This window comes from Comamonas thiooxydans, from assembly GCF_002157685.2.
In the GTDB taxonomy this organism is placed as follows: Bacteria; Pseudomonadota; Gammaproteobacteria; order Burkholderiales; family Burkholderiaceae_C; genus Comamonas; species Comamonas testosteroni_H.
This window is the reverse complement of sequence record NZ_AP026738.1, coordinates 882,135-906,203: the sequence shown is the minus strand read 5'-3', so window position 1 is coordinate 906,203 and position 24,069 is coordinate 882,135. Positions and strand designations below refer to the sequence as shown.

Annotated in this window: 20 protein-coding genes; 8 read left to right on the top strand and 12 right to left on the bottom strand. The window is 62.2% G+C overall.

Annotated features, from left to right (window positions below):
• The 7 genes from ubiB to CTR2_RS04085 all read right to left on the bottom strand — a co-directional run bounded on the left by ubiB (position 1) and on the right by CTR2_RS04085 (position 9,288).
• Positions 1-1,569, bottom strand: coding sequence for a ubiquinone biosynthesis regulatory protein kinase UbiB (gene ubiB, locus CTR2_RS04115; protein WP_034357575.1), 1,569 nt, complete (start codon positions 1,567-1,569; stop codon positions 1-3).
• A complete protein-coding gene (locus CTR2_RS04110; protein WP_003065999.1) occupies positions 1,566-2,177 on the bottom strand; it encodes a hypothetical protein in 612 nt (203 codons plus the stop codon). The genes ubiB and CTR2_RS04110 overlap by 4 nt, the downstream gene beginning before the upstream one ends.
• 90 nt (positions 2,178-2,267) lie before the next feature.
• A complete protein-coding gene (locus CTR2_RS04105; protein WP_087084975.1) occupies positions 2,268-3,269 on the bottom strand; it encodes a Tim44 domain-containing protein in 1,002 nt (333 codons plus the stop codon).
• Positions 3,270-3,320: 51 nt separating this feature from the next.
• Positions 3,321-4,052 (bottom strand): bifunctional demethylmenaquinone methyltransferase/2-methoxy-6-polyprenyl-1,4-benzoquinol methylase UbiE, encoded by a 732-nt coding sequence (gene ubiE, locus CTR2_RS04100; RefSeq protein WP_087084976.1) that lies wholly within the window; start codon positions 4,050-4,052, stop codon positions 3,321-3,323.
• 243 nt (positions 4,053-4,295) lie between these two features.
• Positions 4,296-4,715 carry a gamma-butyrobetaine hydroxylase family protein gene (locus tag CTR2_RS04095; RefSeq protein ID WP_087084977.1) on the bottom strand — a complete coding sequence of 140 codons (420 nt, stop codon included), beginning with the start codon at positions 4,713-4,715 and terminating at the stop codon, positions 4,296-4,298.
• A gap of 74 nt (positions 4,716-4,789) precedes the next feature.
• On the bottom strand, positions 4,790-5,227 hold the full coding sequence (locus CTR2_RS04090; RefSeq protein ID WP_087084978.1) for an HIT family protein: 438 nt from the start codon (positions 5,225-5,227) through the stop codon (positions 4,790-4,792).
• A 143-nt stretch (positions 5,228-5,370) separates the two neighbouring features.
• Positions 5,371-9,288 carry a DUF3683 domain-containing protein gene (locus tag CTR2_RS04085; protein ID WP_087084979.1) on the bottom strand — a complete coding sequence of 1,306 codons (3,918 nt, stop codon included), beginning with the start codon at positions 9,286-9,288 and terminating at the stop codon, positions 5,371-5,373.
• A gap of 503 nt (positions 9,289-9,791) precedes the next feature.
• On the opposite strand from CTR2_RS04085, the gene ugpB reads away from it, so the two are divergent.
• The 5 genes from ugpB to ugpQ all read left to right on the top strand — a co-directional run bounded on the left by ugpB (position 9,792) and on the right by ugpQ (position 14,987).
• Positions 9,792-11,105, top strand: coding sequence for a sn-glycerol-3-phosphate ABC transporter substrate-binding protein UgpB (gene ugpB / locus CTR2_RS04080; RefSeq protein WP_003073957.1), 1,314 nt, complete (start codon positions 9,792-9,794; stop codon positions 11,103-11,105).
• Positions 11,106-11,227: 122 nt separating this feature from the next.
• Positions 11,228-12,109, top strand: a complete 882-nt coding sequence (ugpA, locus tag CTR2_RS04075) for a sn-glycerol-3-phosphate ABC transporter permease UgpA (protein WP_087084980.1) — start codon at positions 11,228-11,230, stop codon at positions 12,107-12,109.
• Between the two features lie 2 nt (positions 12,110-12,111).
• Positions 12,112-12,963 carry a sn-glycerol-3-phosphate ABC transporter permease UgpE gene (gene ugpE, locus CTR2_RS04070; RefSeq protein WP_034364528.1) on the top strand — a complete coding sequence of 284 codons (852 nt, stop codon included), beginning with the start codon at positions 12,112-12,114 and terminating at the stop codon, positions 12,961-12,963.
• A 60-nt stretch (positions 12,964-13,023) separates the two neighbouring features.
• Positions 13,024-14,031, top strand: a complete 1,008-nt coding sequence (locus CTR2_RS04065) for a sn-glycerol-3-phosphate import ATP-binding protein UgpC (RefSeq protein WP_087084981.1) — start codon at positions 13,024-13,026, stop codon at positions 14,029-14,031.
• 179 nt (positions 14,032-14,210) lie between these two features.
• Positions 14,211-14,987 carry a glycerophosphodiester phosphodiesterase gene (gene ugpQ / locus CTR2_RS04060; protein ID WP_087084983.1) on the top strand — a complete coding sequence of 259 codons (777 nt, stop codon included), beginning with the start codon at positions 14,211-14,213 and terminating at the stop codon, positions 14,985-14,987.
• Positions 14,988-15,188: 201 nt separating this feature from the next.
• Here ugpQ and CTR2_RS04055 read toward each other — a convergent pair whose 3' ends face one another.
• From CTR2_RS04055 to CTR2_RS04040, 4 genes are all read right to left on the bottom strand, one after another.
• Positions 15,189-16,172 (bottom strand): Bug family tripartite tricarboxylate transporter substrate binding protein, encoded by a 984-nt coding sequence (locus tag CTR2_RS04055; RefSeq protein WP_254913448.1) that lies wholly within the window; start codon positions 16,170-16,172, stop codon positions 15,189-15,191.
• 181 nt (positions 16,173-16,353) lie between these two features.
• A complete protein-coding gene (locus CTR2_RS04050) occupies positions 16,354-17,982 on the bottom strand; it encodes an SEL1-like repeat protein (protein WP_087084985.1) in 1,629 nt (542 codons plus the stop codon).
• Positions 17,983-18,172: 190 nt separating this feature from the next.
• A complete protein-coding gene (locus CTR2_RS04045; RefSeq protein WP_087085250.1) occupies positions 18,173-19,066 on the bottom strand; it encodes an N-formylglutamate amidohydrolase in 894 nt (297 codons plus the stop codon).
• Between the two features lie 11 nt (positions 19,067-19,077).
• Positions 19,078-20,067 (bottom strand): tripartite tricarboxylate transporter substrate binding protein BugE, encoded by a 990-nt coding sequence (locus CTR2_RS04040; RefSeq protein WP_003058506.1) that lies wholly within the window; start codon positions 20,065-20,067, stop codon positions 19,078-19,080.
• Positions 20,068-20,213: 146 nt separating this feature from the next.
• Between CTR2_RS04040 and CTR2_RS04035 the strand changes: the two genes are divergently transcribed.
• On the top strand, positions 20,214-21,119 hold the full coding sequence (locus tag CTR2_RS04035) for a LysR substrate-binding domain-containing protein (protein ID WP_087084986.1): 906 nt from the start codon (positions 20,214-20,216) through the stop codon (positions 21,117-21,119).
• An 89-nt stretch (positions 21,120-21,208) separates the two neighbouring features.
• On the opposite strand, the gene CTR2_RS04030 is transcribed toward CTR2_RS04035, so the two are convergent.
• Positions 21,209-21,502, bottom strand: coding sequence for a hypothetical protein (locus CTR2_RS04030; RefSeq protein WP_409021370.1), 294 nt, complete (start codon positions 21,500-21,502; stop codon positions 21,209-21,211).
• 54 nt (positions 21,503-21,556) lie between these two features.
• Here CTR2_RS04030 and hemA point away from each other — a divergent pair, with 54 nt between their 5' ends.
• Both hemA and prfA read left to right on the top strand, forming a co-directional pair.
• A complete protein-coding gene (gene hemA / locus CTR2_RS04025; RefSeq protein WP_012837115.1) occupies positions 21,557-22,861 on the top strand; it encodes a glutamyl-tRNA reductase in 1,305 nt (434 codons plus the stop codon).
• A gap of 125 nt (positions 22,862-22,986) precedes the next feature.
• Positions 22,987-24,066 (top strand): peptide chain release factor 1, encoded by a 1,080-nt coding sequence (gene prfA / locus CTR2_RS04020; protein WP_003058512.1) that lies wholly within the window; start codon positions 22,987-22,989, stop codon positions 24,064-24,066.
• Positions 24,067-24,069: the final 3 nt, after the last annotated feature.

Sequence of the window (24,069 nt, the reverse complement as noted above, 5' to 3'; positions counted from 1 at the left end):
TCAGAAGCGGATGCGCAGCAGAACCTGCAGCACCACCAGACCGATGACGAAACCGATACCGCCGCAGAGGATGGCCTGCAGCAAACGGTTGGTCGTTTTCTGCTGCTGCAGCAGCTCCTTGAGCAGGGCCTCGCTGTCATTGCCGGCGCCATGTCTGGACAGATACTGGTGCAGCACGCGCGGAATGTCGGGCAGGATCTTGGCGTAACGCGGTGCCTGCGCCTGCAGCTCATGCCATAGGCGCTGCGGTCCCATCTGGTCCAGCATCCATTTCTCGAGAAACGGCTTGGCCGTGCTCCACAGATCGAGGTTGGGGTCGAGCTGACGCCCCAGGCCTTCAATATTGAGCAGCGTCTTTTGCAGCAGCACCAGCTGGGGCTGGATCTCGACCTGGAAACGGCGCGAGGTCTGGAACAGGCGCATCAGCACCATGCCCAGCGAGATTTCGGCCAGAGGCCGGTCGAAATAAGGCTCGCAGACGGCGCGGATGGCTGCCTCCAGCTCCTCGACGCGCGTCGTGGCCGGTACCCAGCCGCTTTCCACATGCAAGGCGGCAACGCGCTTGTAGTCGCGGCGGAAGAAGGCCAGGAAGTTCTGCGCCAGATATTCCTTGTCGAACTCGGTCAGCGTGCCGACGATGCCGAAGTCCAGCGAGATATAGCGCCCGAAGGTATCGGGCTCCAGGCTGACCATGATGTTGCCCGGGTGCATGTCGGCATGAAAGAAACCGTCGCGGAACACCTGGGTAAAGAAGATGGTCACGCCGTCGCGCGCCAGCTTGGGGATGTCCACGCCGGCTTCGCGCAGGCGCTCGACCTGGCTGATGGGCACGCCCTTCATGCGCTCCATCACCATCACATCGGTGTGGCAGTAATCCCAGTGGATCTCGGGGATCAGCACCAGATCCAGCCCTTCCATATTGCGGCGCAGCTGCGCGGCATTGGAGGCTTCACGGATCAGGTCCAGTTCGTCATGCAGATAGTTGTCGAACTCGGCAACCACTTCCTTGGGCTTGAGGCGCTTGCCATCATGGGAGAGCTTTTCCAGCCAGCTCGCCATCATGTGCATCAGCGCCAGATCCTTGTCGATCACGGACTTCATGCCCGGGCGCAGCACCTTGACGGCGACGTCGTGCTCGACGCCAGACTTGTCGCGAACCCTGGCAAAGTGCACCTGGGCGATGGACGCACTGGCCACGGGCTCACGCTCGAAGCTGATGAAGATCTGCTCCAGCGGCTTGCGAAAGGAACGCTCGATGGTGTCCACCGCGATCTGGGAATCGAACGGCGGCACGCGATCCTGCAGCTTGGCCAGTTCCTCGGCCACATCGGGCGGCATCAGGTCGCTGCGTGTAGACAGCACCTGACCGAACTTCACGAAGATGGGTCCCAGCTCTTCCAGCGCTTCGCGCAGGCGCACGCCACGTGGCTTGTCCAGCTTGCGGCCGAAGGTCAGCACGCCGCGCAGGCTGCGCAGGCGCGGATGGGGAATCCCGGAGAGCACCAGCTCGTCGAGTCCATAACGAAACACCACCCAGAGGATGGCCCAGCCTCGCAGAAAGCGGCTCATGGCTGTGTGTAATCGGCCCCGGGCATGGCTGCCACGGGTGCCGTGCCGGCAGGATTGGCAACATCGGCAGCAGAGGCAGACTTGCTGCCCATGCGTGCGCCGACGAACTGACGCAGCCCCTGTGCGGCCGTGCGTGCCACCTTGCCAATGGTGTGGGCCGGCACATCGCCAATCAGGCGAGCCAGATCTTCCTCCACATCCCACTTGACGTTATCCACCAGCCAATTGATCTCGGCGGCAAACTGCACGTCGCCTTCGATGCGAATGCTGGGCTTGTCGCCACGCAAGGCCGTCTGAGCCAGCGACAAAGGAGAGGTCTCCGTGACTTCCAGCATCAGATCGGGTGCTGCCTCCGCAGGAGCCACGTCAAACAGACCGGCAGGAGTGACCAGCAAGGCGACCGAATACTGGCGCCATTGCACGCGCGCAATACGCCCCTTCTGGCGCACGAGGCGATCCATGGCCTCTTTTTCCTGCATCAGCACGTGATTGAGGAAAAGCACCAGACGCTGGTGCATTTCACTCACCAGCCATTCGGGAGCTTGGGGACCGGCCATCACGCGTTCGACGAGACCGCCCAGAAAAGAAAAAGGGGACTGTGTTGCCATAGTCCCCGATTATTCATGAAATTAATCCCCCGCTGTGGCGCTTTGCGCCTTCCCCCCTAGGGGGACGGCACCATCGCTGCGGGGCGGTGCTTATTGCAGCGCCTGCACGCCTGCCACCAGCCAGCCGCTGGTGCCACTCTTGGGCTTGGTCATGTTCCAGACTTCACGGAAGGGGCTGGGGCCTGCCGATGCCTCTTCGCGGATCATGCCGGAGAACTCGACGCTGGCCATATAGCCATTACCCAGATCTTCGATACCCAGCAGCTGCGCATCAATCATCAGCACATCGGTGTGGTTGGGTTCACCGGCACGCTGGCTCTCGCGCTCGGACAGCTGGCTGCGGATTTCCGCGAGCATCTCGTCGGTCATCATGGAGCGCAGAGTGGTGATGTCGGACCTATCCCAGGCCGACTGCAGCGTCACGAAGTTGCGCTTGGCTGCCGTGAGAAAGCCTTCGGCGTCGAAGTCTGCAGGCACGCCCCAGTTCTGTGAACCCGACAGGGCAGAGCCGATCATGGAGCCGCCAGCTGCAGCTGCGGCTTCGGGAATATGGTTCTGTTCCCAAGGACGAGCCGACGCATCATTGCCCACTTTTTCGGGGTTGTACTGACGTGCCTGAGGTGCATTCACATCACCGCCCAGATTGCCTGCACCCTGAAAGGCGAATGGACTGCTGGCGCTCTGCACGGCAGGCGCTGCCTTGCGACGGCGCATGATCATGCCGACCACCACCATGATCACCATGGCCAGCAGACCGAACATCAGCATATTGGCAAAGGCCTCGCCCATGCCCAGCGAGTTGGCCAGCCAGGCCAGGCCCAGGCCTGCGGCGAGGCCGCCCAGCATGGCTCCCCATGGCTTCTTGGGTGCAGCGGCCGGAGCCGCTGCAGGCGGAGCAGCACGGTTTTGCTGCGCCGCACTCTGCTGCGTAGCCTGCTGGGTATTCTGAGCGGGAGCACGAGATGCTTCGCGTTGAGTGACGTTGCCCGACTGCTTGCCGAACGATGAGCCACCGCCCATGCGTTTGGCATCGGCCTGACCATGTGCCACCACCAGCATTGCCACCAAGGCGATTGACCAAAGTTTCTTCATCTCATCTCCCTTCTTATAGAAAGTCGCTATAAATCTGCGCACAGGGCGCACTTAACACTTGATTCCCACATGCAAGGCACAGACGCCTCCTGTCATGTTGTGATAGTCCACATGGCCAAAGCCGCATTGCTGCATCAGGGCCTTGAGCTCCTTCTGGCCTGGGTGCATGCGGATTGACTCAGCCAGATAGCGATAGCTTTCGGCGTCGCCGGCAATCATCTTGCCCATGGCCGGCAAAATCTTGAACGAGTACCAGTCATAGGCCTTCTCCAGGGGCTTGGCCACCTTGGAGAATTCCAGCACCAGCAGCTTGCCGCCAGGACGCAGCACGCGGTTCATTTCCTTGAGCGCGGCATCCTTGTGCGTCATATTGCGCAGACCGAAGGCCACGCTGACCAGATCGAAATAGTTGTCGGGAAAGGGCAGCTTTTCAGCATCGCAGACCAGCGTGGGCAGGATCACGCCCTTGTCGGTCAGGCGGTCGCGCCCCACACGCAGCATGGCTTCGTTGATGTCGGTGTGCACCACCTGACCGCTGGCCCCGACCTTCTTGGAAAAAGCCAGGGACAGATCCCCTGTGCCGCCCGCGATGTCCAGCGCCTTGTCGCCTTCCTTGAGGTTGGCCACCATCAACGTGTAAGCCTTCCAGGCGCGATGCATGCCGCCCGACATCACATCGTTCATGACGTCGTACTTGGAAGCCACGGAGTCGAACACACCGCGTACGCGCGATGCCTTCTCGCTTTCATCAACAGTCTGGAATCCGAAGTGTGTGGAGCTCATAACAAAGAATGCTAAGCAGGCAGTGCTTGCGCGTACAGCGACAACCCCGTATAGCTACAGGCTTTGAAGCACTATGGTTTTTTGAAAGAATTCGCCTTGAGCGCTTATTTCACATGCGCTGCAAGCTATTGGAAATATAGCACCAGCCTCAATAACCCTGTGCTGTACGCATGGGCTATGTGGCGTGTACGGGACGTTGCTGCCGGCTTTTGAGCCGACATGCAAGCCCCTGGGAGTCAAAGCTCAATGCACGCTGCAGCCATGACCGCTGGCGCCCTTCTCGGGCATGGGCGTATCTCGATCCATCCCGGCCTCTTCGAGGCGCTGCAGATATTGCTGCCACAGAGCATCCTGCTGGCTGCCCAGCTGGTAGAGGTATTCCCAGGTATACAGACCGCTTTCATGCCCATCGCTGAAGAAGGGCTTGATGGCGTAGTTGCCGACCGGCTCTATGGTGTTGATGCCCACATCGCGCTTGCCGGTCTGCAGCACCTCCTGGCCCGGGCCATGGCCTTGCACCTCGGCCGAAGGCGAGTACACGCGCAGCAACTCGAACGGGATGCGGAAAGTCTTGCCGTCCGAATAAGAGACCTCCAGCACGCGTGACGCACCATGCACGGTCAACGACTGGGGGGTGGGAGTGTTGGCTTGCAGTCCTGCCATGGTTTTCTCCTAATCAATGCATAAAAGGGCAGCCTCAAGCTGCCCTTTGAATCTCCCGACGGAGATGAAAAACATCACGCGGCCCAGAGGGTCAACGCCTTTTGCAGCACTTCATCCACCTGCGGCAGCTGGCGGGCAATCGCAGCTTCGCGGGCTTCATCGCGCTCGCGCTGGGCCGCAGCCCAGACGGCAGCGGGAAAGTGGCTGTCCCAGTCATAGCGCGCAATCACATGCCAGTGCAGATGCGCCACCATATTACCGAGCGCAGCCAGGTTGATCTTGGTAGGAGCCAGCTGCTCGCGCAGCACACGTTCGACCAGAGCCACGGCATCCATGCAGACAATGCGATCCGCTGCGCTCAGATCCGAGAACTCGGCCGCATGCTCATTCCAGACCACGCGATAGAAGGCCGGAAAGCCAGCTTCCGCTGCGCGAATCACACGCAGCTTGTCGCCGTGCCAGACCAGCGCACCGCCATCGCTTGCACACAGAGGACAATTTTCAACCAACATCTGAAATCTCCATTGCAATGCTTCCTACCCACATCACTGCGATGTGACCCCGGCCCAGGCCGGAGACACCGAGGAAGGGCCTATGCCGGCCGCACCGCCCCGCGCCGAGGGCGTCGTCCCGGCGCGAAGCGACTCAGGGGGCATCACACCAGCACGCGCTCGATGCCGCCCTGGTTGGCGCGATTGACATACTCGGCCATCCAGTTTTCGCCCAGGATGTCGCGCGCCATCTCGACCACGATGTAGTCGGCTTCGAGCAGACCGTTGTTCAGGTCATTGCCATAGCGGCTCAGGCCCTGCAGGCAACTGGGGCAGCTGGTCAGGATCTTGACGTTGTCCTGGGCACCCAGCTGACCGTTGTCGCGCAATGCGGCCTCGCCCTTGCGGATCTCCTCGGTCTTGCGGAAACGGATCTGCGTGGAGATGTCGGGACGCGTCACGCCCAGCGTGCCCGACTCGCCGCAGCAGCGCTCGCTCTTGAGCACGTTGTCGCCCATCAAGGCCTTGACGGTCTTCATCGGGTCCTGCTGCTTCATGGGCGTATGGCAGGGGTCGTGGTACAGGTAAGCACCCTTGTTCTGCAGCGTGATGCCTTTTTCGAGCAGATATTCGTGGATGTCGATGATGCGGCAGCCGGGGAAGATCTTGTCGAACTGGTAGCCCTGCAACTGGTCATAGCAGGTACCGCAGCTCACCACCACGGTCTTGATGTCCAGATAGTTGAGCGTGGTCGCCACACGGTGGAAGAGCACACGGTTGTCCGTGATCATCTTCTCGGCCTTGTCGAACTGGCCCGAACCGCGCTGGGGATAGCCGCAGCACAGATAACCGGGCGGCAGCACGGTCTGCACGCCGGCATGCCAGAGCATGGCCTGCGTGGCCAGACCCACCTGGCTGAACAGGCGCTCCGAGCCACAGCCGGGGAAGTAGAACACCGCCTCGGTGTCCGACTTGGTGGCCTGCGGATCGCGGATGATGGGCACGTAGTCCTTGTCCTCGATGTCCAGCAAGGCGCGCGCCGTCTTGGTGGGCAGACCACCGGGCAGCTTCTTGTTGATGAAGTGAATCACCTGCTCCTTGATGGGAGCCGTGCCCACCGATGCGGGTGGATGCGCGGTCTGCTTCTTGGCGACAGCCCCCAGCACGTCGGCCGCCAGGCGCTGGGCCTTGAAGCCCACGCCCACCATGGCCGTGCGCATGAACTTGATGGTGTCGGGGTTGGTGGCATTGAGCATGGCCATGGCCAGCTTGTTGCCGGGACGGAAGCTCTTCTTGTCCATCTTGCGCAGCAGGTTGCGCATATTCATGGTCACGTCGCCAAAGTCGATCTTGACCGGGCAGGGATTGAAGCACTTGTGGCAGACCGTGCAATGGTCGGCCACGTCTTCGAATTCCTGCCAGTGCTTGATGGACACGCCACGGCGTGTCTGCTCTTCGTAGAGGAAGGCCTCCACCAGCAGCGAGGTGGCCAGGATCTTGTTGCGCGGCGAGTACAGCAGATTGGCACGCGGCACATGGGTGGCGCACACGGGCTTGCACTTGCCGCAGCGCAGGCAGTCCTTGACGGAGTTGGCGATGGCGCCGATGTCCGACTGCTGCATGATGATGGATTCATAACCCATCAGGCCGAAGCTGGGCGTGTAGGCATTGGTCAGATCGGCAAACATCAGCGACTCGCGCGGCGAGCGACCGTCGTGACTCTGGTGCGCCAGGGCATCCCATTCTTCGTTGCGGATCAGCTTGCCCTTGTTGAAGCGGCCTTCGGGGTCCACACGCTTCTTGTAATCGGCAAACGGTGCCAGCTCGGCATCCGAGAGGAATTCCAGCTTGGTGATGCCGATGCCGTGCTCACCCGAGATCACGCCATCGAGGCTGCGCGCCAGCTCCATGATGCGGGCCACGGCTTCGTGCGCGGTCTGCAGCATTTCATAGTCATCGGAGTTGACGGGGATGTTGGTGTGCACATTGCCGTCGCCGGCATGCATGTGCAGGGCCACCCAGACGCGCCCCTTGAGCACAGTCTGGTGAATCTCGTTGACGGACTCGCGCAGCGGCTGGAAGGCAACGCCCGCAAAAATCTTGGACAGCGGCTCCTTGAGCTGGGTCTTCCAACTCGCACGCAGGCGGTGATCCTGCAGCTCGGGGAACAGCGTGGCCACGCCGTCCAGCCAGCCCTGCCAGAGCTCGCGCACCTCAGCCACCAGCGCCAGGGCCTGCTGCACGCGGTCTTCCAGCAGTTCGGCACTGGGGATGTCGCCGGCATCGTCGCTCTTGCCCAGGGGCAGATCGGAGTGCTTGAAGAAGCCGCTCAGCTCGTCGCAGAGCTTGAGCTTGTTGCGCAGCGACAGCTCGATATTGATGCGCTCGATGCCATCTGTGTACTCGGCCATGCGCGGCAGCGGAATCACCACGTCTTCGTTGATCTTGAAGGCGTTGGTGTGGCGTGAGATCGCTGCCGTGCGCTTGCGGTCCAGCCAGAATTTCTTGCGTGCCTCGGCGCTGACGGCGGTAAAGCCTTCGCCGTTGCGCGAATTGGCAATGCGCACCACCTCGGCAGCCACGCGTGCCACTTCGTCGGCATCGTCACCGGCGATATCGCCCAGCAGCACCATCTTGGGCAGACGGCCATTGCCCTTCTTGCTCTTGGTCGCGTAGCCCACGGCCTTGAGGTAGCGATCGTCCAGGTGTTCAAGGCCGGCCAGCAGCACGCCCGAGCGCTTTTGCTCGGCGAACATATAGTCCTTGATCTCGACGATGGAGGGCACGGCATCCTTGGCATTGCCGAAGAATTCCATGCAAACGGTACGCGTATGCGCCGGCATGCGGTGCACCACCCAGCGCGCGCTGGTGATCAGGCCGTCCGTGCCTTCCTTCTGGATGCCGGGCAGACCCGAGAGGAATTTGTCGGTCACGTCCTTGCCCAGGCCTTCCTTGCGGAAGGTGTGACCGGGGATGTCCAGGCGCTCGGTGCGCACATGGGTCTTGCCGTCCGCCTCGAAGTACTTCAGTTCGAAGCAGGCCATCTCGGCATCATGGATCTTGCCGAGGTTGTGATCCAGGCGCGTGACCTCCAGCCATTGCGCATCGGGCGTGACCATGCGCCAGGACACCAGATTGTCCAGGGCAGTCCCCCAGAGCACGGCCTTTTTACCGCCCGCGTTCATGGCGATATTGCCGCCTATGCAGGAGGCCTCGATGGAGGTCGGATCCACGGCAAACACAAAGCCGCCGCGCTCGGCCGCATCGGCCACACGCTGGGTCACCACACCGGCTTCGGAGTAGATGGTGGGCACTTCGTGATCCACGCCGGGAATCATGCGCATCTCGACTTCGGTCAGCGCCTCCAGCTTCTCGGTGTTGATGACCACCGAGCGCCAGGTCAAAGGAATGGCGCCACCCGTATAGCCGGTACCGCCTCCGCGCGGAATGATGGTCAGACCCAGCTCGATACAGCCCTTGACCAGGCCGGCCATCTCGGCTTCGGTATCGGGTGTTAGCACCACAAACGGGTACTCGACGCGCCAGTCGGTCGCGTCGGTCACATGGGCCACGCGCGACAGGCCGTCAAACTTGATGTTGTCCTTGGCGGTATAGCGACGCAGCGTCTTCTGCGCGCGACGGCGCAGCTGCTCGGCCTCGACAAAAGTGGCGTTGAATTCATGCACGGCGCGATGGGCCGCTTCCACCAGTTGACCCACCAGCTGATCGCGCAGCGCATCCTCGTTGGGCTCGCGGCGCTTGTCGATCTCGGCCAGGCGATGCTCCAGCGCCTCGACCAGCGACTTGCGGCGGTCAGGGTTGTGGATCAGGTCGTCCTGAAGATAGGGATTGCGCTGCACAACCCAGATATCCCCCAGCACTTCGTAGAGCATGCGGGCGGATCGGCCGGTACGGCGTTCCTGACGCAGCTGATTGAGCACATCCCACATGGATGAGCCCAACAGACGAATCACAATCTCACGGTCAGAGAACGATGTGTAGTTATAGGGAATCTCGCGCAGTCGTGCGGGTTCGGCAGCCTGGGCCTGGAGGGCGGCAGCCAACGCAATCGGTACATTCATGGGGGTAGACCGTGTCGGGCGCCCTCTGTGTGGCGCCCCTAAGCCAGTGGGATGACGATTTTAAGCGACGGCGGCTCAGCCATGCTTTGCTATGGGTTCTGAGTGGCCAGCCCTGCTATCGCCAAAGCAGCAAGCCCCACCGGCATTTCCCAGGCGATTCGCTGAATGACAGTGCACAAAGGCGCTGCGAACCCGTTCACCGCTGCATGCAGCCCAATGGTAGATGAATCTTTCATAGGCTATTTAGACAAAAATCATACATTTCCGAATCAAAAACAACTCAATACGAAAGACTACCAACAACAAACGAAATGCCGTTGACCTAGAATGGCGCAGCTTCGCGCACCATCAGATGTCACCGGATCGTCATACAAAGGCTTGTGACTGCGGGTTCTGCCCATGGTGCGGCGCGTTGCCCATGCAAACAATGACATCCATATGTCATACGGATGACTTAGTGTGCATCACCGCATATTTCGTCAACGATCGTTAGAGGAGCCTTCATGCAATTCAAGCAACTGGCCATGGCCGCCGCCGTCGCCGCTACTACTTTCTCGGCACAAGCCGTCACCGAAATCCAATGGTGGCACTCGATGACTGCCGTGAATAACGAGTGGGTCAATGACCTGGCCAAGCAGTTCAACGAAAGCCAGAAGGATTACAAGGTCGTTCCCACGTTCAAGGGCGTGTACGACGAATCCATGACAGCCGCGATTGCAGCCTTCCGCTCGGGCAACGCCCCTCACATCCTGCAGGTGTTTGAAGTGGGTACCGCCACCATGATGGCTTCCAAGGGCGCGACCGTGCCCGTGGGCAAGGTGATGCAGGACGCGGGCGTCGCCTTCGACCCCAAGGCCTATATCCCCGCCGTGGCCGGTTACTACACGGCCCCCAACGGCCAGATGCTGAGCTTCCCCTTCAACAGCTCGACAACCATCTTCTACTACAACAAGGACGCCTTCAAGAAGGCCGGCCTGAACCCCGACGTCGCCCCCAAGACCTGGCCCGAAGTCTTTGCTGCCGCCAAGAAGCTCAAGGAAAGCGGCCACAGCTGCCCCATGACCCTGGCATGGCAAGGCTGGACCCAGCTGGAGTCCTTCTCCACCTGGCACAACGTGGAATTCGCCACCGAGCACAACGGTCTGAGCGCCAACGGCTACAAGGCGCGCATGAAGATCAACTCGCCTCTGCACGTCAAGCACATCGACAACCTGGCCGCAGCAGCCAAGGCTGGCGAGTTTGTCTACAAGGGTCGTGCCTCCACTTCCCAGGCTTCGTTCACCGCCGGTGAATGCGCCATGATCCAGACTTCGTCCGGCTTCTACGGCGATGTGGCCAAGAACGCCAAGTTCAACTACGCCCTGGCTCCCCTGCCCTACTATCCCGATGTCAAGGGCGCTCCCCAGAACACCGTGATCGGCGGCGCTTCGCTGTGGGTCATGGCCGGCAAGAAGGCCGAAGAGTACAAGGGCGTGGCCAAGTTCTTCGAGTTCCTGTCGCAGACCAAGGTGCAGGCCGCTTCGCACCAGCGCACCGGCTACCTGCCCGTGACCATGGCTGCCTATGACCTGACCGAGAAGTCCGGCTTCTACGCCAAGCACCCCGGCACCGACACCGCCGTGACACAGATGATCCGCAAGGTGACCGACAACTCGCGCGGCATCCGTCTGGGCAACTATGTGCAGATCCGCACCATCGAGGACGAAGAACTCGAACAGGTGTGGGCTGGCAAGAAGACCGGCAAGCAGGCGCTGGACTCCATCGTGAGCCGTGGCAACGAACTGCTGGCTCGCTTCGAGCGCTCCTACAAACAGTAAACCCTCCAGGCACCCGCAAGGGTGCCGCCAAGGCCTGCGGGGCCTTCAAACAAGGCTCTGCACCCCCAAATACCCCGTTGACTGCACCCAGGCTCCGGCGGTTTTTTTATTTGTAACTCCTCATGGAAAAACGCGTTCTTTTCCGATCCAAGTGGCTGCCCTGGGTGCTGATCGCCCCCCAGCTACTGATCATCGGTATCTTCTTTTTCTGGCCCGCTGGTCAGGCTGTCCTCCAGTCATTCCAGATGGAAGACGCGTTCGGCATGAGCACCGAATGGGTGGGGTTTGACAATTTCCGGCAGATCTTCTCCGACCCCACCTATCTGAATTCCTTCAAGCGTACAGCCCTGTTTTCCGTGCTCGTCGCTGGTCTTGGCATTGCCACCTCATTGGCCTTGGCCATCTTTGCGGATCGCATCGTGCGCTTCGCCATGGTCTACAAGACCTTGTTGATCATCCCCTATGCAGTGGCACCCGTGATTGCGGGCGTGCTGTGGGTCTTCATGTTCTCGCCCTCCATCGGTGTGGTGGCGTATCTCCTGAACAAGCTAGGCTATACCTGGAACCATCTGATGAACGAAAACCAGGCCATGACGCTGATCGTGCTGGCCTCGGTGTGGAAACAGATCTCCTACAACTTCCTGTTCTTCCTTGCGGGCCTGCAGTCCATCCCCAAGGCGCTGATCGAAGCCGCATCCATCGACGGTGCCGGCCCATGGCGCCGCTTCTGGAACATCCAGCTGCCGCTGCTCTCGCCCACCACCTTCTTCCTGCTGGTGATCAACATCGTCTACGCCTTCTTTGACACCTTCGGCATCATCGACGCAGCCACCCATGGTGGCCCCGGCCAGTCGACATCGATTCTGGTCTACAAGGTCTATCTGGACGGCTTCAAGGCGCTGGACCTGGGCGGCTCGGCAGCCCAGTCCGTGATCCTGATGCTGATTGTTGTCGTGCTGACCGTGATCCAGTTCCGCTATGTTGAAAAGAAAGTGCAGTACTGATCATGGTCGATCGCAATCCCTGGCTTAATTTCTTCTCCCACGCCGTACTGATTCTCGGCGTGGCCATCGTCGCCTTCCCGCTGTACCTGGCACTGGTCGCCTCCACCCACACAGCCAGCGAGATCGTGCAGGCACCCATGCCTCTGCTGCCCGGCACCCACCTGTGGGAAAACTACAAGGAAGCCCTGGTGGGCTCGGGCAAACTGGGCTCCAACACCAACGTCGTGCAGATGATGTGGGTGAGCTTTGTCGTGGCCATGATCATCACCGTGGGCAAGATCGCGATTTCGCTGCTCTCGGCCTTTGCCATCGTCTACTTCCGCTTCCCCTTCAAGATGCTGTGCTTTTGGGCCATCTTCGTGACGCTGATGCTGCCCGTGGAAGTGCGCATTCTGCCCACCTACAAGGTTGTGGCAGAACTGGGCCTGCTCAACAGCTACGCCGGCCTGTCCCTGCCGCTGATCGCCTCCGCCACCGCCACCTTCCTGTTCCGCCAGTTCTTCCTGAGCGTGCCGGACGAACTGGTGGAAGCCGCCCGCATCGACGGCGCCGGCCCCATGCGCTTTTTCAAGGACATTCTGGTGCCCTTGTCCAAGACCTCGATTGCCGCACTGTTCGTGATCCAGTTCATCTATGGCTGGAACCAGTACCTGTGGCCTCTTCTCATGACCACCTCGGAAGACATGTACCCCGTGGTCGTCGGTATCAAGAGCATGCTGGGCGGCGGCGGCGACGCCAGCGTCGACTGGAACATTGTGATGGCCACTGCCATCCTGGCCATGCTGCCGCCTACGGCCGTGGTGATGCTGATGCAAAAGTGGTTTGTGAAGGGTCTGGTGGATACCGAGAAATAAGCCTCGACCACGACCCATCCCGCCTTTTGCCCCATTGAACGAATACTTGGAAGACCTGTCATGGCATCCATCTCTCTGAAGAACATCATCAAGCGTTACGGCACCGGCAAGTCTGCTGTGCCCGTCATTCACGGCATCAACGTCGAAATCAAGGACGGCGAATTCATCGTGCTGGTCGGCCCCTCGGGCTGCGGCAAGTCCACCCTGCTGCGCATGATCGCGGGCCTGGAAGAAATCACCGATGGCGACCTGCTGATCGGCAGCAACAAGGTCAACGACCTGGAGCCTGCCAAGCGCAATATCGCCATGGTGTTCCAGAACTACGCGCTCTACCCCCACATGAGCAACTACGAGAACATGGCCTACGGCCTGAAGCTCGCCAAGGTGCCCGAGGACGAGATCAAGCGCCGCGTGGACAAGGCTGCCAAGATTCTGGAGCTGAGCCATCTGCTGGACCGCAAGCCGCGCCAGCTCTCTGGCGGCCAGCGCCAGCGCGTGGCCATGGGCCGCGCCATCGTGCGCCAGCCCCAGGTGTTCCTGTTCGACGAACCCCTGTCCAATCTGGACGCCAAGCTGCGCGGCCAGACCCGCCTGGAAATCCAGAAGCTGCATGCCGAGCTGGGCATCACCAGCCTGTTCGTGACCCACGATCAGGTCGAGGCCATGACCCTGGCCCAGCGCATGGTGGTGATGAACGGCGGCAATGTGGAGCAGTTCGGCACGCCCGAAGAGGTCTATCACACGCCCGCCTCCACCTTTGTGGCGGGTTTCATCGGCTCGCCTCCCATGAACCTGCTCAAGCACTCGCCCAACGGCAAGCCCGGCATGATCCTTGGCATCCGCCCCGAGCACATTGACCTGGTGGAAGCCGGCGGTGTGGAGTTCAAGGTCCAGACCGTGGAACTGCTGGGCGCCGAACGCCTGCTCTACGGCAAGGTGGGCGACGAAGACGTCACCGTGCGTGTGGAAGAAGGCAAGCCCTATCCCAAGCCCGGTGACACGGCCCGCATCTCGGCGCGCGAAGACCGCCTGCACTGGTTCAACGCCGAAACCGGCAAACGGGCCTAAATCGAAACACCCCCTGAGCGGCTTCGCCGCTTCCCCCTCTCTCGCTACGCGGGAGGGGGACGACACCTTCGCCGCAAGGCGGCTCTTGCTCGGTGTCTCTGAGATGGGTTGCGCCAGTTCTCATCGACGCGCCCAAAGCTACCCTGAAGTATGAAGCCGCAAACTTTGTTGGACTCACTATGACGAATGCTTTGAAACCCTGGCCCTACCCCCGTTGGGTGGCCCACCGCGGCGCCGGCAAGCTGGCACCTGAGAACACCATGAGCGCCTTCCGTCTGGGCGCGCAACATGGCTACCGCTTCTTTGAATGCGATGCCAAGCTCAGCCAGGACGGCGTGCTGTTTCTGATGCATGACGCCACGCTGGAGCGCACCACCAACGGCCACGGCATTGGTGGCGAACTGAGCATGGGAGAGATCGCCCAGCTCGACGCCGGCAGCTGGCACTCACGTGCCTATGCGGGCGAAGCACTGCCCACGCTGGAGGCCCTGGCGCGCTGGTGCCTGGCCAACCAGCTGCACCTGAATGTGGAAATCAAGCCGACTCCGGGCCAGGAGCTGGAAACCGGCCGTGCCTGCGGCGAGCTGATGAACCGTATCTGGCCGCAAGCCGAGGTACAGCCGCTGTTCACCTCGTTCAAGTCCGAATCGCTCAAGGGCGCCCGCGAGACCGCACCGCATATTCCGCGTGGCCTGCTGGTGGACAAGCTGGCCGACGCCAGTGGCGACGCCGACCTGACGCTGGCCCTGGAACTGGACTGCAGCGCCATGGTGCTCAACCATGCGCTGTGGACGCCCGAGCTGGTGGCCAAGGTGCATGGCGCAGGCCTCTACTGCAGCAGCTACACCGTCAACGACCAATGGGCGGCACAGCGCCTGATCGACCTGGGCACGGACGGCATCATCACCGACCGCGTGGATCTGTTCAGCCCTGCACAGAGCGGCGCGCATCTCTGAGACATGAGCTGCTAACGTACATCTGCAAAAGATTTCAGCATCAATCAATGCCGAATTCCTTTCAAATCAAACGCAAGCAGCTTCGATACTCATAGCAAAACCAAAGCCCGGCCACCCAAAGTGACCGGGCTTTTTTGCGCTCAAAGGCATCAAGAACTGACGCGACCCGGCAAAGGGACAGCGAGGAAAGGCCTCAGGGGATCAATCCAGTTTCGTGCCGGAGGCCTTGACGGCTGCCGCCCAACGCGGCGTCTCGCTGGCCAGGAACTTGCCGAAGGCTTCAGAGCCGAGGAAGGCCGGATCGGCTCCCTGCTCCACCATGCGGCTCTTCACATCGGGCAGATTCATGACCTGCTGGAAGGCGTTGCTGAGCTTGGCCGTCACGTCCTTGGGCAGGCCGGCAGGGGCGAGAAAGCCATAGAAGCCCACCACCTCGAAGCCCTTGAGGCCCGACTCGATGGCGGTCGGCACTTCGGGCAGCGCGGGGTTGCGTTCCTTGCTGGTCACGGCCAGAGCGCGCACCTTGCCCTGCTTGTGATAGGCGGCCGCCTGCGGAATGCTCTCGGCCATGAACTGCACCTGACCGCCAATCAGATCGGTGAACGCAGGCGCGCTGCCCTTGTAGGGGATGTGCACCAGATCCACGCCTGCGGCGCTCTTGAACATCTCAGGCACCAGATGGCTGATGCCGCCGTTGCCGGCCGAGCCGAAGTTGATCTTGCCGGGGTTGGCCTTGGCATAGGTCGTGAACTCGGTCAGCGTCTTGGCCGGCACCTTGTTGTTGACCAGCAGCGCCAGCGGCTGCATGGCGGTGCGGGCAATCGGCGTGAAATCCTTGAGCGTGTTGTAGGGCAGCTTGCTGTAGAGCGCAGGGTTGATGACCATCACGCCGGTATTGGCCAGCATCAGCGTATAGCCGTCTGCGGGCGAGCGCATCACGTCCTGCGCCCCCACGGAGCCGCCCGCTCCGGGCTTGTAATCCACCACCAGCGGCTGACCGAGCACGCCTTGCAGCTTGTCAGTCAGCAGACGGGCATGCTGGTCCAGCGGGCCGCCGGCGGGAAAGCCCAGCACGATGCGAATCGGCTTGGTCGGAAAGGCGTCCTGAGCCTGTGCGCCCGCGGACAAAAGCAGGCCTGCGCCAGCCATCAGGCCGGCCAGTATGTTCATTGAAGTCTTGTTCATTGTTGTCTCCTTGGTTTTAGAAATCATCGGCCGCACAAGGCGCTCTCCAGCAACCTGATCGGTAGCCGGCCTGCGCTGGATAGCTGCATTCGAGCCATGATTTGAACCATGGCGGGAGCCGGCCGGCATAAAAAAGCGCTTCTCGAGGGAAGCGCTTGGGTGCCTGAGTGCCAAGTGGCAATCAGCGCTTGGGTTGCCAGGCCAAGGCCTTGTTCTGCTGCTCGGCCACCTGGGCAATGCTGAGCTTGTTGGCCGCTTCGTCGCGGCGCTTGGCGGCATCGCCGCCCAGCTCCATGGCCGCCAGGTTGTACCAGAAGTAGGCCCTGGCATTGTCACGCGCCACTCCCTGGCCCTGTGCATAGACCATGCCCAGGTTGTACTGGGCCGCAGCGTCGCCCTGTTCGGCCGCACGCTGATACCACTGCACGGCCTTGCCGTAGTCGCGCGCAGCGCCCTGGCCTTCGGCGTACATCACGCCCAGGCGGTTCTGCGCACCGGAATGACCTTGCTCGGCCGCTGCGGTGTACCACTTCATCGCCTGAGCAGGGCTGGAGGCACCGCCCTGGCCATCGGCATACAGTCGCGCCAGGTTGAACTGGGCCGAGGCATCGCCCTTGTCGGCTGCGCGACGGAACCACTGCATGGCCGTCGCATAGTTCTGCGGCACGCCACGACCTTCGGCGTACAAGGTGCCCACGTTGTTGATGGCGGCAGCATGGCCTTGCTCGGCTGCCTTCTGATACCACTGCAGGGCCGTGCCGTAGTTCTGGGGCGTGCCCAGACCTTCGGCATAGATGGTGCCCAGGTTGTACTGGGCATCGGCATGATTCTGGTCAGCCGCGCGCTGGAACCATTGCGCCGCATAGGCAGGGCTCTGCTCCACACCCAGACCGTAGAGATACAGACGACCCAGATGGTTCTGGCCGTCGGCATTCCACTGCTCGGCGCTCTTCTGGAACCAGGAAGCCGCCAGCTTGTAGTCGCGCGGGACACCCACACCATCCATATACATGCGGCCCAGGCTGTTCTGGGCCCTGGCGTCGCCCTGCTCGGCAGCGCGCTGCAGCCACTGGGCGGCCTGCACGGGGTCCAGCTTCACGCCCACGCCGTCGGACAGCATGGAGCCCAGCTGGTTCTGCGCTTCCGCATGGCCTTGATCGGCGGCTTTCTTGAACCAGTCGGCGGCCGTCATGTAATTCACGGCCACGCCATTGCCCTTGAGGTAGCGCTGGCCCAGCTCGAACTGGGCCGTCACATGGCCTTGAGCGGCAGATTTCTCCAGCCACTGGGCTGCGGTGCTGAAGCTCTGGGGCACGCCCAGACCTTCCTGATAGAGGTGGGACAGGTTGTACTGGGCCACGGCATTGTTCTGCTGCGCCGCGCGGCCATACCACTGGGCAGCCTCGCGGTAGTTCTGCGGCAGGCCCTGACCGTTGGCGTACAGCGCACCCAGACTGTTCTGGGCGCCCGCATGTCCCTGGGCCGCGGCCTTGCGGAACCATTGTGCGGCGGTGGCGGCATTCTGGGGCACGCCCTGTCCATGCACATACATTTCGCCCAGCTGGTTCTGCGCCTTGGCATCGCCGCGCTCGGCCGCCTGAAGCGGACCGGCCGTGGAGGCCACGCGCGAGCCTGCAATCGGCAGCGGGCCATATTGCAGACGGCTGAATTCAAACTGGGGGCCCGATGTGGCGGCTCTGGAATCGCGCAAAAAATTCATGCGACCTTCCGCACCGGTTTGCGCGGATGCGCTCTGGGCAAAGGCCGCCAGACTCGACATGACCAGCGCTGCGATGGGAGTGAACTTCATTCCGGTACGATTCCTAGACGCGTGTTGTTACATCAGACATACGATGACACCAGCCTGCGAGCGTAACTGATTCTGATAGCAGCTTCGATAAGGAATCCCTCAATCGCGGCATCCTAGCCACAGTTTTTTGACATTTGGCCGTGACATAAAAAAAGCCCGGCATTGCCGGGCCTGACAGGACGCACAGGTTTCAGCCCCTGGCCATCTGCTGGCGCACATAGTCCGCCAGCACCTGCATGAGCTCTGCAAAATGCGTGCGCAGCGGCTCAAAGCCGGCATTCGGTTCGCGCGTATCCTCATCCATATAGACGGGGCGACGGATCTCGATCTGCATCGAGTGGCGATTGAGCTGCGGCTGGCCTATGCGCCCGATCAGCTCCACGCCCTTGTAGGGCTCGTTGTAGGCCACGCTGTAGCCGAAGCCCTTGAGCGTATCGCCCACCAGATGGATGAACTCGGGCGCGCAGGTCGTGCCGTCGCGGTCGCCCAGCACGAAGTCGGCCAGCGGCGGCGCATCGCTGCGCCCCAGTCGCTGGTACACGTCGTTGGGCATGGAGTGCAGATTCAGGTGCCACACGGCCCCGAAGCCAGCCACGCTGTCGCCGATGGCCTGCGCCAGCGCCGCGTGATAGGGGCGCCAGTAGCGCTCGATACGGTGCTGCACTTCGGCCACGGTGCGCTTGCGCTCATACAGGGGGGTGGCCACGCCGGCCTTGCTGATGCGCTGCCAGATCAGGCCCAACCCCTGCTGGGTCTTGATGCTGGGCGACAGCGGCACCGGCCACTCGCCCTCGATCTGCGCAGGGTCCAGATCGGACTCGTTGCGGTTCGGATCGACATAGGTGCGCGGAAACGTCGCTTCCAGCAGGGTGGCACCAAACTCGGGCCAGCGGTCCCAGAGCGCAGCCACATGCGTGTCCTCGCCGCGGCGCAGCAGACTCATGGGCACGACGGCGCCGAAATCCTCGGGATAGGCCGTGCCGCTGTGCGGCGAGTCGCAGACTATGGGCAGAACCTCGCCCCGGGCCGGGTGCACCAGCACCGGCTCGGCCGGTCTGGCTCGCAGAAAATCAGGCACAGACATTGCGGTCTTCATCAGTCCAGCTTGATATTGGCGCGCTTGGCCACGGCCGTGTAGCGCTCGATCGCGGTCTTGATCTGCTTGGCAAACTGCTCGGGCGTGTTGCCCATGGACTCACCGGAGATGGACTTCTGCTTTTCCAGATAGTCGGGCGAAGCCATGACCTTGTGGGCCGCAGCATTGAGCTTGTCGATGATAGGCTTGGGTGTGCCCGCGGGCGCCACCAGGCCGAACCAGCCGCCGTCACCCATCTGGGGGTAGCCCAGCTCGGTATAGGTGGGCACATCGGGCAGCACATCGCTGCGCTTGAGCGCCAGCACGGCCAGGGGACGCAGCTGGCCGGCCTTGATATGCGGCAGGGTCGAGGGCAGGTTGTCCGTCATGGCATTGACCTGTCCGCCCAGCGCATCGGTAATCGCCTGACCCGCACCCTTGTAAGGAATGTGCAGCAACTGGATGCCAGCCAGATTCATGAAGTTCTCGATATTGGCATGACCCAGGGAACCCGTGCCCGGCGAGGCAAAGGTGTACTTGTCGGGGTTGGCCTTGGCCAGCGCGATGAATTCCTTCATGGTCTTGGCAGGCACGCTGGCGTTCACGACGAACACGCTGGGCACGCTCATCACATTGGTGATGGGAGCAAAGTCCTTGATCGCGTCATAGGGCAGCTTGCGGAAGATGGCGGGATTGGAGCCATGGGTGGACACCGTGGCCATGCCGATGGTGTAGCCGTCGGGTGCCGCCTTGGCGATTTCCGAAGCGCCGATGGAGCCGCCGGCTCCACCGCGGTTGTCCACCACCACGGCCTTGCCCAGTATCTGGCCCATCTTGTCGGCCAGCAGGCGCGCCACCATGTCGGTGGAGCCACCGGCTCCAAAGGGCACGATCAGGCGGATGGGGCGATTGGGGTAGTCCGCTGCGGCATTCGCAGCGAACGCGGGGGACAGCGCGGCAGCTGCGGCGCAGGCGGCAATGGACGACAGAACGGTACGACGAATAGCCATGCGGCTTCTCCTTGACTGGTTATGAGTCGGTCGAAGGGCGCAGAACCTGGCACTCCAACCTTTTTTTCATTCTGTGCCGCAGGCCGCCCCACGAAAAGCGACAAGACGGCACGCAAGTATTACCAGCCGTCATAATTCAGGCCGTCATGCGCATGCACTCTCCCTCTCTCTCCGAACTTCACGCCTTTGCCGCAGCCGCCCGCCTGGGCAGTTACTCGCTCGCCGCGCAGGAGCTGTATGTGACGCAGGGGGGCATCAGCCGAGCCATTGCCAGGCTTGAGGAGCATCTGGGCTTTGCCCTGTTCGAGCGCCTGGGCAGACGCAACGCGCTCACCGCGGCAGGCCAGGACTATCTGCAGGCGATAGAGCCCGCCGTGATGGCGATCGAAGCCGCATCGGCTGCCGCGCGCAGGCGCCGCCATGGGCCGCAGTTGCGCCTGTCGGTCGTTCCCACGCTGTTCAGCCACTGGCTGATTCCGCGCCTGCCCGACTTCAACCGCCGCCACCCGCAAATCATGCTGTCCTTCGCGCCCTACCGGCGTGACGATCCGCTCAATGCGCCGGAGATCGATGCCTGGATTCGCGTCGGCAGCCAGCAATGGCCGGCGGGCGTGGAGGCCGAATATGTGATCGGCCGGGACCTCATCCCCATCTGCCACCCGCGCGAGCTGCAGGGACCGAACCCCATCCGCAGCGAGCAGGATCTGCTGAGCCGCCCGCTGCTGTTCCACACCAACTACCCGGGAAACTGGGCCAGCTGGATGCAGGCCCGGGGCCTGAGCCAGCCCTGCCCCGTCCCAGTCGCGGACTTTGAGACCGTGGCCCTGCTGGTGCAGGCCGTGGCCGCAGGCATGGGCACAGCCGTGGTGCAGCGCTGTCTGGTGGAAGAGGATCTGGCATCGGGGCGCGTGGCTCTGGCGCTGAATGCGCCGGTGCATATCGAGCGCGGCTACTTTCTGTGCCAGCAAGGCAGCCGCCCCCCCACGGAGGCCTTAAAGCAGTTTCGCAGCTGGATACTGGAGCAGGCCGGGCCCAGGGCTGTCAGCGACTGAGGCCTGGCCAGACACTGGCGCGAATACAACAGGCACTCTTGAGTCAGATCAAGATTTCACGCAAAACAGCTTTCCGGCCGCTGCGCCAATCAGCGCCAGGCTCTGGAAAGCACCCACTGGCAGCAGGCACTTGTGCAGACCAGCGCGGCATAGCCGAGCATCTTTCCGTCGCGTGAAAACAACCAGAGACTGACCAGCAAAACCGCCACACCCAATATGAAATTGATAGCTACTTGCGCAATGAAGGATTGGGATCCAGCCTTGTTTTGTTTGAATAAGCTGGCGCAGATCGCCAGACCCAGCGCGAGAAAAAACGCGGGAGCGACAAAGTTGAGTAAATGATTAACGCTCGCAACAAAATCCATGGCAACAATCGATTCCAAGGCTTTGAGCCGGGGGGGTGCCCAATTCGGTACTAAATTTTATAATCCCCTGTTATGGCAGTCTGGGCTTTAGGTATCAATCACCACACGGCTCCGCTCGATATGCGGGGCCGTTTTGCGTTCGCGCTCGATCAGATCGCGCCGACGCTGCAAGGCCTGCGCGCATCCCTGTCCCACGCGGGCCGGGCTCACAGCGCCGTGGAAACCGCCATCCTCTCCACCTGCAACCGCACCGAGATCTACTGCGCTGCCGACGCCCCCGCCATGGATCACACCATGCACTGGCTGGCCAACAGCGGCGGCGTGGCGCCTGAGCTGCTGCGCCAGCACTCGTATCTGCTGCAGGATGGCTCGGTCGCCCGCCACGCCTTCCGCGTGGCCTCAGGACTGGACTCCATGGTGCTGGGCGAGGCACAGATCCTCGGCCAGATGAAGAACGCCGTGCGCGCGGCCGAGACTGCGGGGGCCCTGGGCACCACGCTCAACCAGCTGTTTCAACGCAGCTTTGCCGTGGCCAAGGAAGTGCGCAGCTCCACCGAGATCGGCGCGCACAGCATCTCCATGGCTGCCGCTGCCGTGCGTCTGGCCGGCCAGCTGTTCGAAGATCTGAGCAAGATTCGCGTGCTGTTCGTGGGCGCGGGCGAGATGATCGAGCTGGTCTCCACCCACTTTGCCGCCCGCAACCCCAGACAGATCACCATCGCCAACCGCACCATGGAGCGCGGCGAGAAGCTGGCCGCCCAGTTCGGCGCCGGCACCATGCGTCTGGCCGACCTGCCCGAGCATCTGCACGAGTACGACGCCATCATCAGCTGCACGGCATCCACCCTGCCCATCATCGGCCTGGGTGCCGTGGAGTCGGCCCTCAAGAAGCGCAAGCGCCGCCCCATCTTCATGGTCGATCTGGCCGTGCCGCGCGATATCGAATCCGAGGTCAAAGACCTCAACGACGTCTACCTCTATACCGTGGACGATCTGGCAACCGTCGTGCGCACCGGTCAGGCCCAGCGCCAGGCCGCCGTGCAACAGGCCGAGGTCATCATCGACACCGGCGTGCAGAGCTTTATGCAATGGATGGACCAGCGCAACCCCGTGGGTGGCGCGGTCTCGCTGATCCAGCAGGTCAACGCCCAGGCCGACGAATGGCGCGCGCTGGAAATTGCCCGTGCCAAAAAGCTGTTGGCCAAGGGTGAAGACATCGACACCGTGCTGGAAGCGCTCTCGCGCGGCCTCACGCAGAAAATGCTGCACGGAACCATGGCCGAGCTGCACAAGGGCGACGCCGAAGAACGCGCCCAGACGGCGGACACCGTCTCCCGCCTGTTCCTGCGCGCCAGCCGCAACCCCAGCAAGCTTTAGCGGCGCTCGCCCGCTTTGGCGCTGCCGTCCTCGTGCAGCGCATGGCCCGGCCGTGGCCTGACCTCCCTCTTCCCTGACTCCACAAAGGTGAGCCCCTCACCTTTCCCAAGCCCTCGGTACCCCCTATGCAAGACTTTTTGCGCAACCAGCTCGAACGCTATGCCCAACGCCTGCAGGAGCTTGATTTTCTGCTCTCGCGCGAAGACATCATGGGCGACATGAAGCAGTACCGCACCATTTCGCGCGAACATGCCGATGTGACGGCCATTGCCAGTCGCTACACCCGCTACCTGCAGACCGAAGCCGACATCGCCGCCGCGCGTGAAATGCTGGACGACCCCGACATGGCCGAAATGGCTCAGGAAGAGATCGGCAGCGGCGAGGCCGAGCTGATCAAGCTCGAGGACGAACTGCAGCGCCTGCTGCTGCCCAAGGACCCCGACGATGCCCGCCCCGCCTTTGTCGAAATCCGCGCCGGCACGGGTGGCGACGAATCGGCCCTGTTTGCCGGCGACCTGACCCGCATGTACACCCGCTACGCGGCCAACGTGGGCTGGAAGGTGGAAGTGATGAGCGCCAGCGAAAACGAGATCGGCGGCTACAAGGAAGTGGTGCTGCGCATCGAGGGCGACAACGTGTACGGCGCGCTGCGCTTCGAGTCGGGCGGCCACCGCGTGCAGCGTGTGCCCGCCACCGAAACCCAGGGACGCATCCACACCAGTGCCTGCACCGTGGCCGTGATGCCCGAGCCGGACGAGGCCGAGGCCATCACGCTCAATCCCGCCGATCTGCGCATCGACACCTTTCGCGCCAGCGGTGCAGGCGGCCAGCACATCAACAAGACCGACTCCGCCGTGCGCGTGGTCCACCTGCCCACGGGCATCGTGGCCGAGTGCCAGGACGGCCGCAGCCAGCACAGCAACAAGGCCAAGGCCCTGCAGGTGCTGCAGGCCCGCATCCAGGAAAAGGAACGCAGCGAGCGGGCCGCCAAGGAAGCGGCCATGCGCAAGGGCCTGATCGGCTCGGGCGACCGCAGCGATCGCATCCGCACCTACAACTTTCCCCAGGGCCGCCTCACCGACCACCGCATCAACCTCACGCTGTACAAGCTGCTGGCCGTGATGGAAGGCGATCTGGGCGATGTGATCCAGGCCCTGCAACATGCACGCGAGGCCGAGTTGCTGGCAGAGCTGGCCGCTTCCTGAGTC

What these genes read in the sequence shown, in the direction of transcription:
- CTR2_RS04085 (WP_087084979.1), bottom strand. Translation starts at nt 9,288, where the DNA reads ATGAATGTACCGATTGCGTTGGCTGCCGCCCTCCAGGCCCAGGCTGCC.
- CTR2_RS04110 (WP_003065999.1), bottom strand. Translation starts at nt 2,177, where the DNA reads ATGGCAACACAGTCCCCTTTTTCTTTTCTGGGCGGTCTCGTCGAACGC.
- ubiB (WP_034357575.1), bottom strand. Translation starts at nt 1,569, where the DNA reads ATGAGCCGCTTTCTGCGAGGCTGGGCCATCCTCTGGGTGGTGTTTCGT.
- hemA (WP_012837115.1), top strand. Translation starts at nt 21,557, where the DNA reads ATGGCAGTCTGGGCTTTAGGTATCAATCACCACACGGCTCCGCTCGAT.
- CTR2_RS04065 (WP_087084981.1), top strand. Translation starts at nt 13,024, where the DNA reads ATGGCATCCATCTCTCTGAAGAACATCATCAAGCGTTACGGCACCGGC.
- ugpA (WP_087084980.1), top strand. Translation starts at nt 11,228, where the DNA reads ATGGAAAAACGCGTTCTTTTCCGATCCAAGTGGCTGCCCTGGGTGCTG.
- CTR2_RS04090 (WP_087084978.1), bottom strand. Translation starts at nt 5,227, where the DNA reads ATGTTGGTTGAAAATTGTCCTCTGTGTGCAAGCGATGGCGGTGCGCTG.
- CTR2_RS04045 (WP_087085250.1), bottom strand. Translation starts at nt 19,066, where the DNA reads ATGTCTGTGCCTGATTTTCTGCGAGCCAGACCGGCCGAGCCGGTGCTG.
- ugpE (WP_034364528.1), top strand. Translation starts at nt 12,112, where the DNA reads ATGGTCGATCGCAATCCCTGGCTTAATTTCTTCTCCCACGCCGTACTG.
- ugpB (WP_003073957.1), top strand. Translation starts at nt 9,792, where the DNA reads ATGCAATTCAAGCAACTGGCCATGGCCGCCGCCGTCGCCGCTACTACT.
- CTR2_RS04035 (WP_087084986.1), top strand. Translation starts at nt 20,214, where the DNA reads ATGCGCATGCACTCTCCCTCTCTCTCCGAACTTCACGCCTTTGCCGCA.
- ubiE (WP_087084976.1), bottom strand. Translation starts at nt 4,052, where the DNA reads ATGAGCTCCACACACTTCGGATTCCAGACTGTTGATGAAAGCGAGAAG.
- CTR2_RS04050 (WP_087084985.1), bottom strand. Translation starts at nt 17,982, where the DNA reads ATGAAGTTCACTCCCATCGCAGCGCTGGTCATGTCGAGTCTGGCGGCC.
- ugpQ (WP_087084983.1), top strand. Translation starts at nt 14,211, where the DNA reads ATGACGAATGCTTTGAAACCCTGGCCCTACCCCCGTTGGGTGGCCCAC.
- CTR2_RS04055 (WP_254913448.1), bottom strand. Translation starts at nt 16,172, where the DNA reads ATGAACAAGACTTCAATGAACATACTGGCCGGCCTGATGGCTGGCGCA.
- prfA (WP_003058512.1), top strand. Translation starts at nt 22,987, where the DNA reads ATGCAAGACTTTTTGCGCAACCAGCTCGAACGCTATGCCCAACGCCTG.
- CTR2_RS04040 (WP_003058506.1), bottom strand. Translation starts at nt 20,067, where the DNA reads ATGGCTATTCGTCGTACCGTTCTGTCGTCCATTGCCGCCTGCGCCGCA.
- CTR2_RS04095 (WP_087084977.1), bottom strand. Translation starts at nt 4,715, where the DNA reads ATGGCAGGACTGCAAGCCAACACTCCCACCCCCCAGTCGTTGACCGTG.
- CTR2_RS04105 (WP_087084975.1), bottom strand. Translation starts at nt 3,269, where the DNA reads ATGAAGAAACTTTGGTCAATCGCCTTGGTGGCAATGCTGGTGGTGGCA.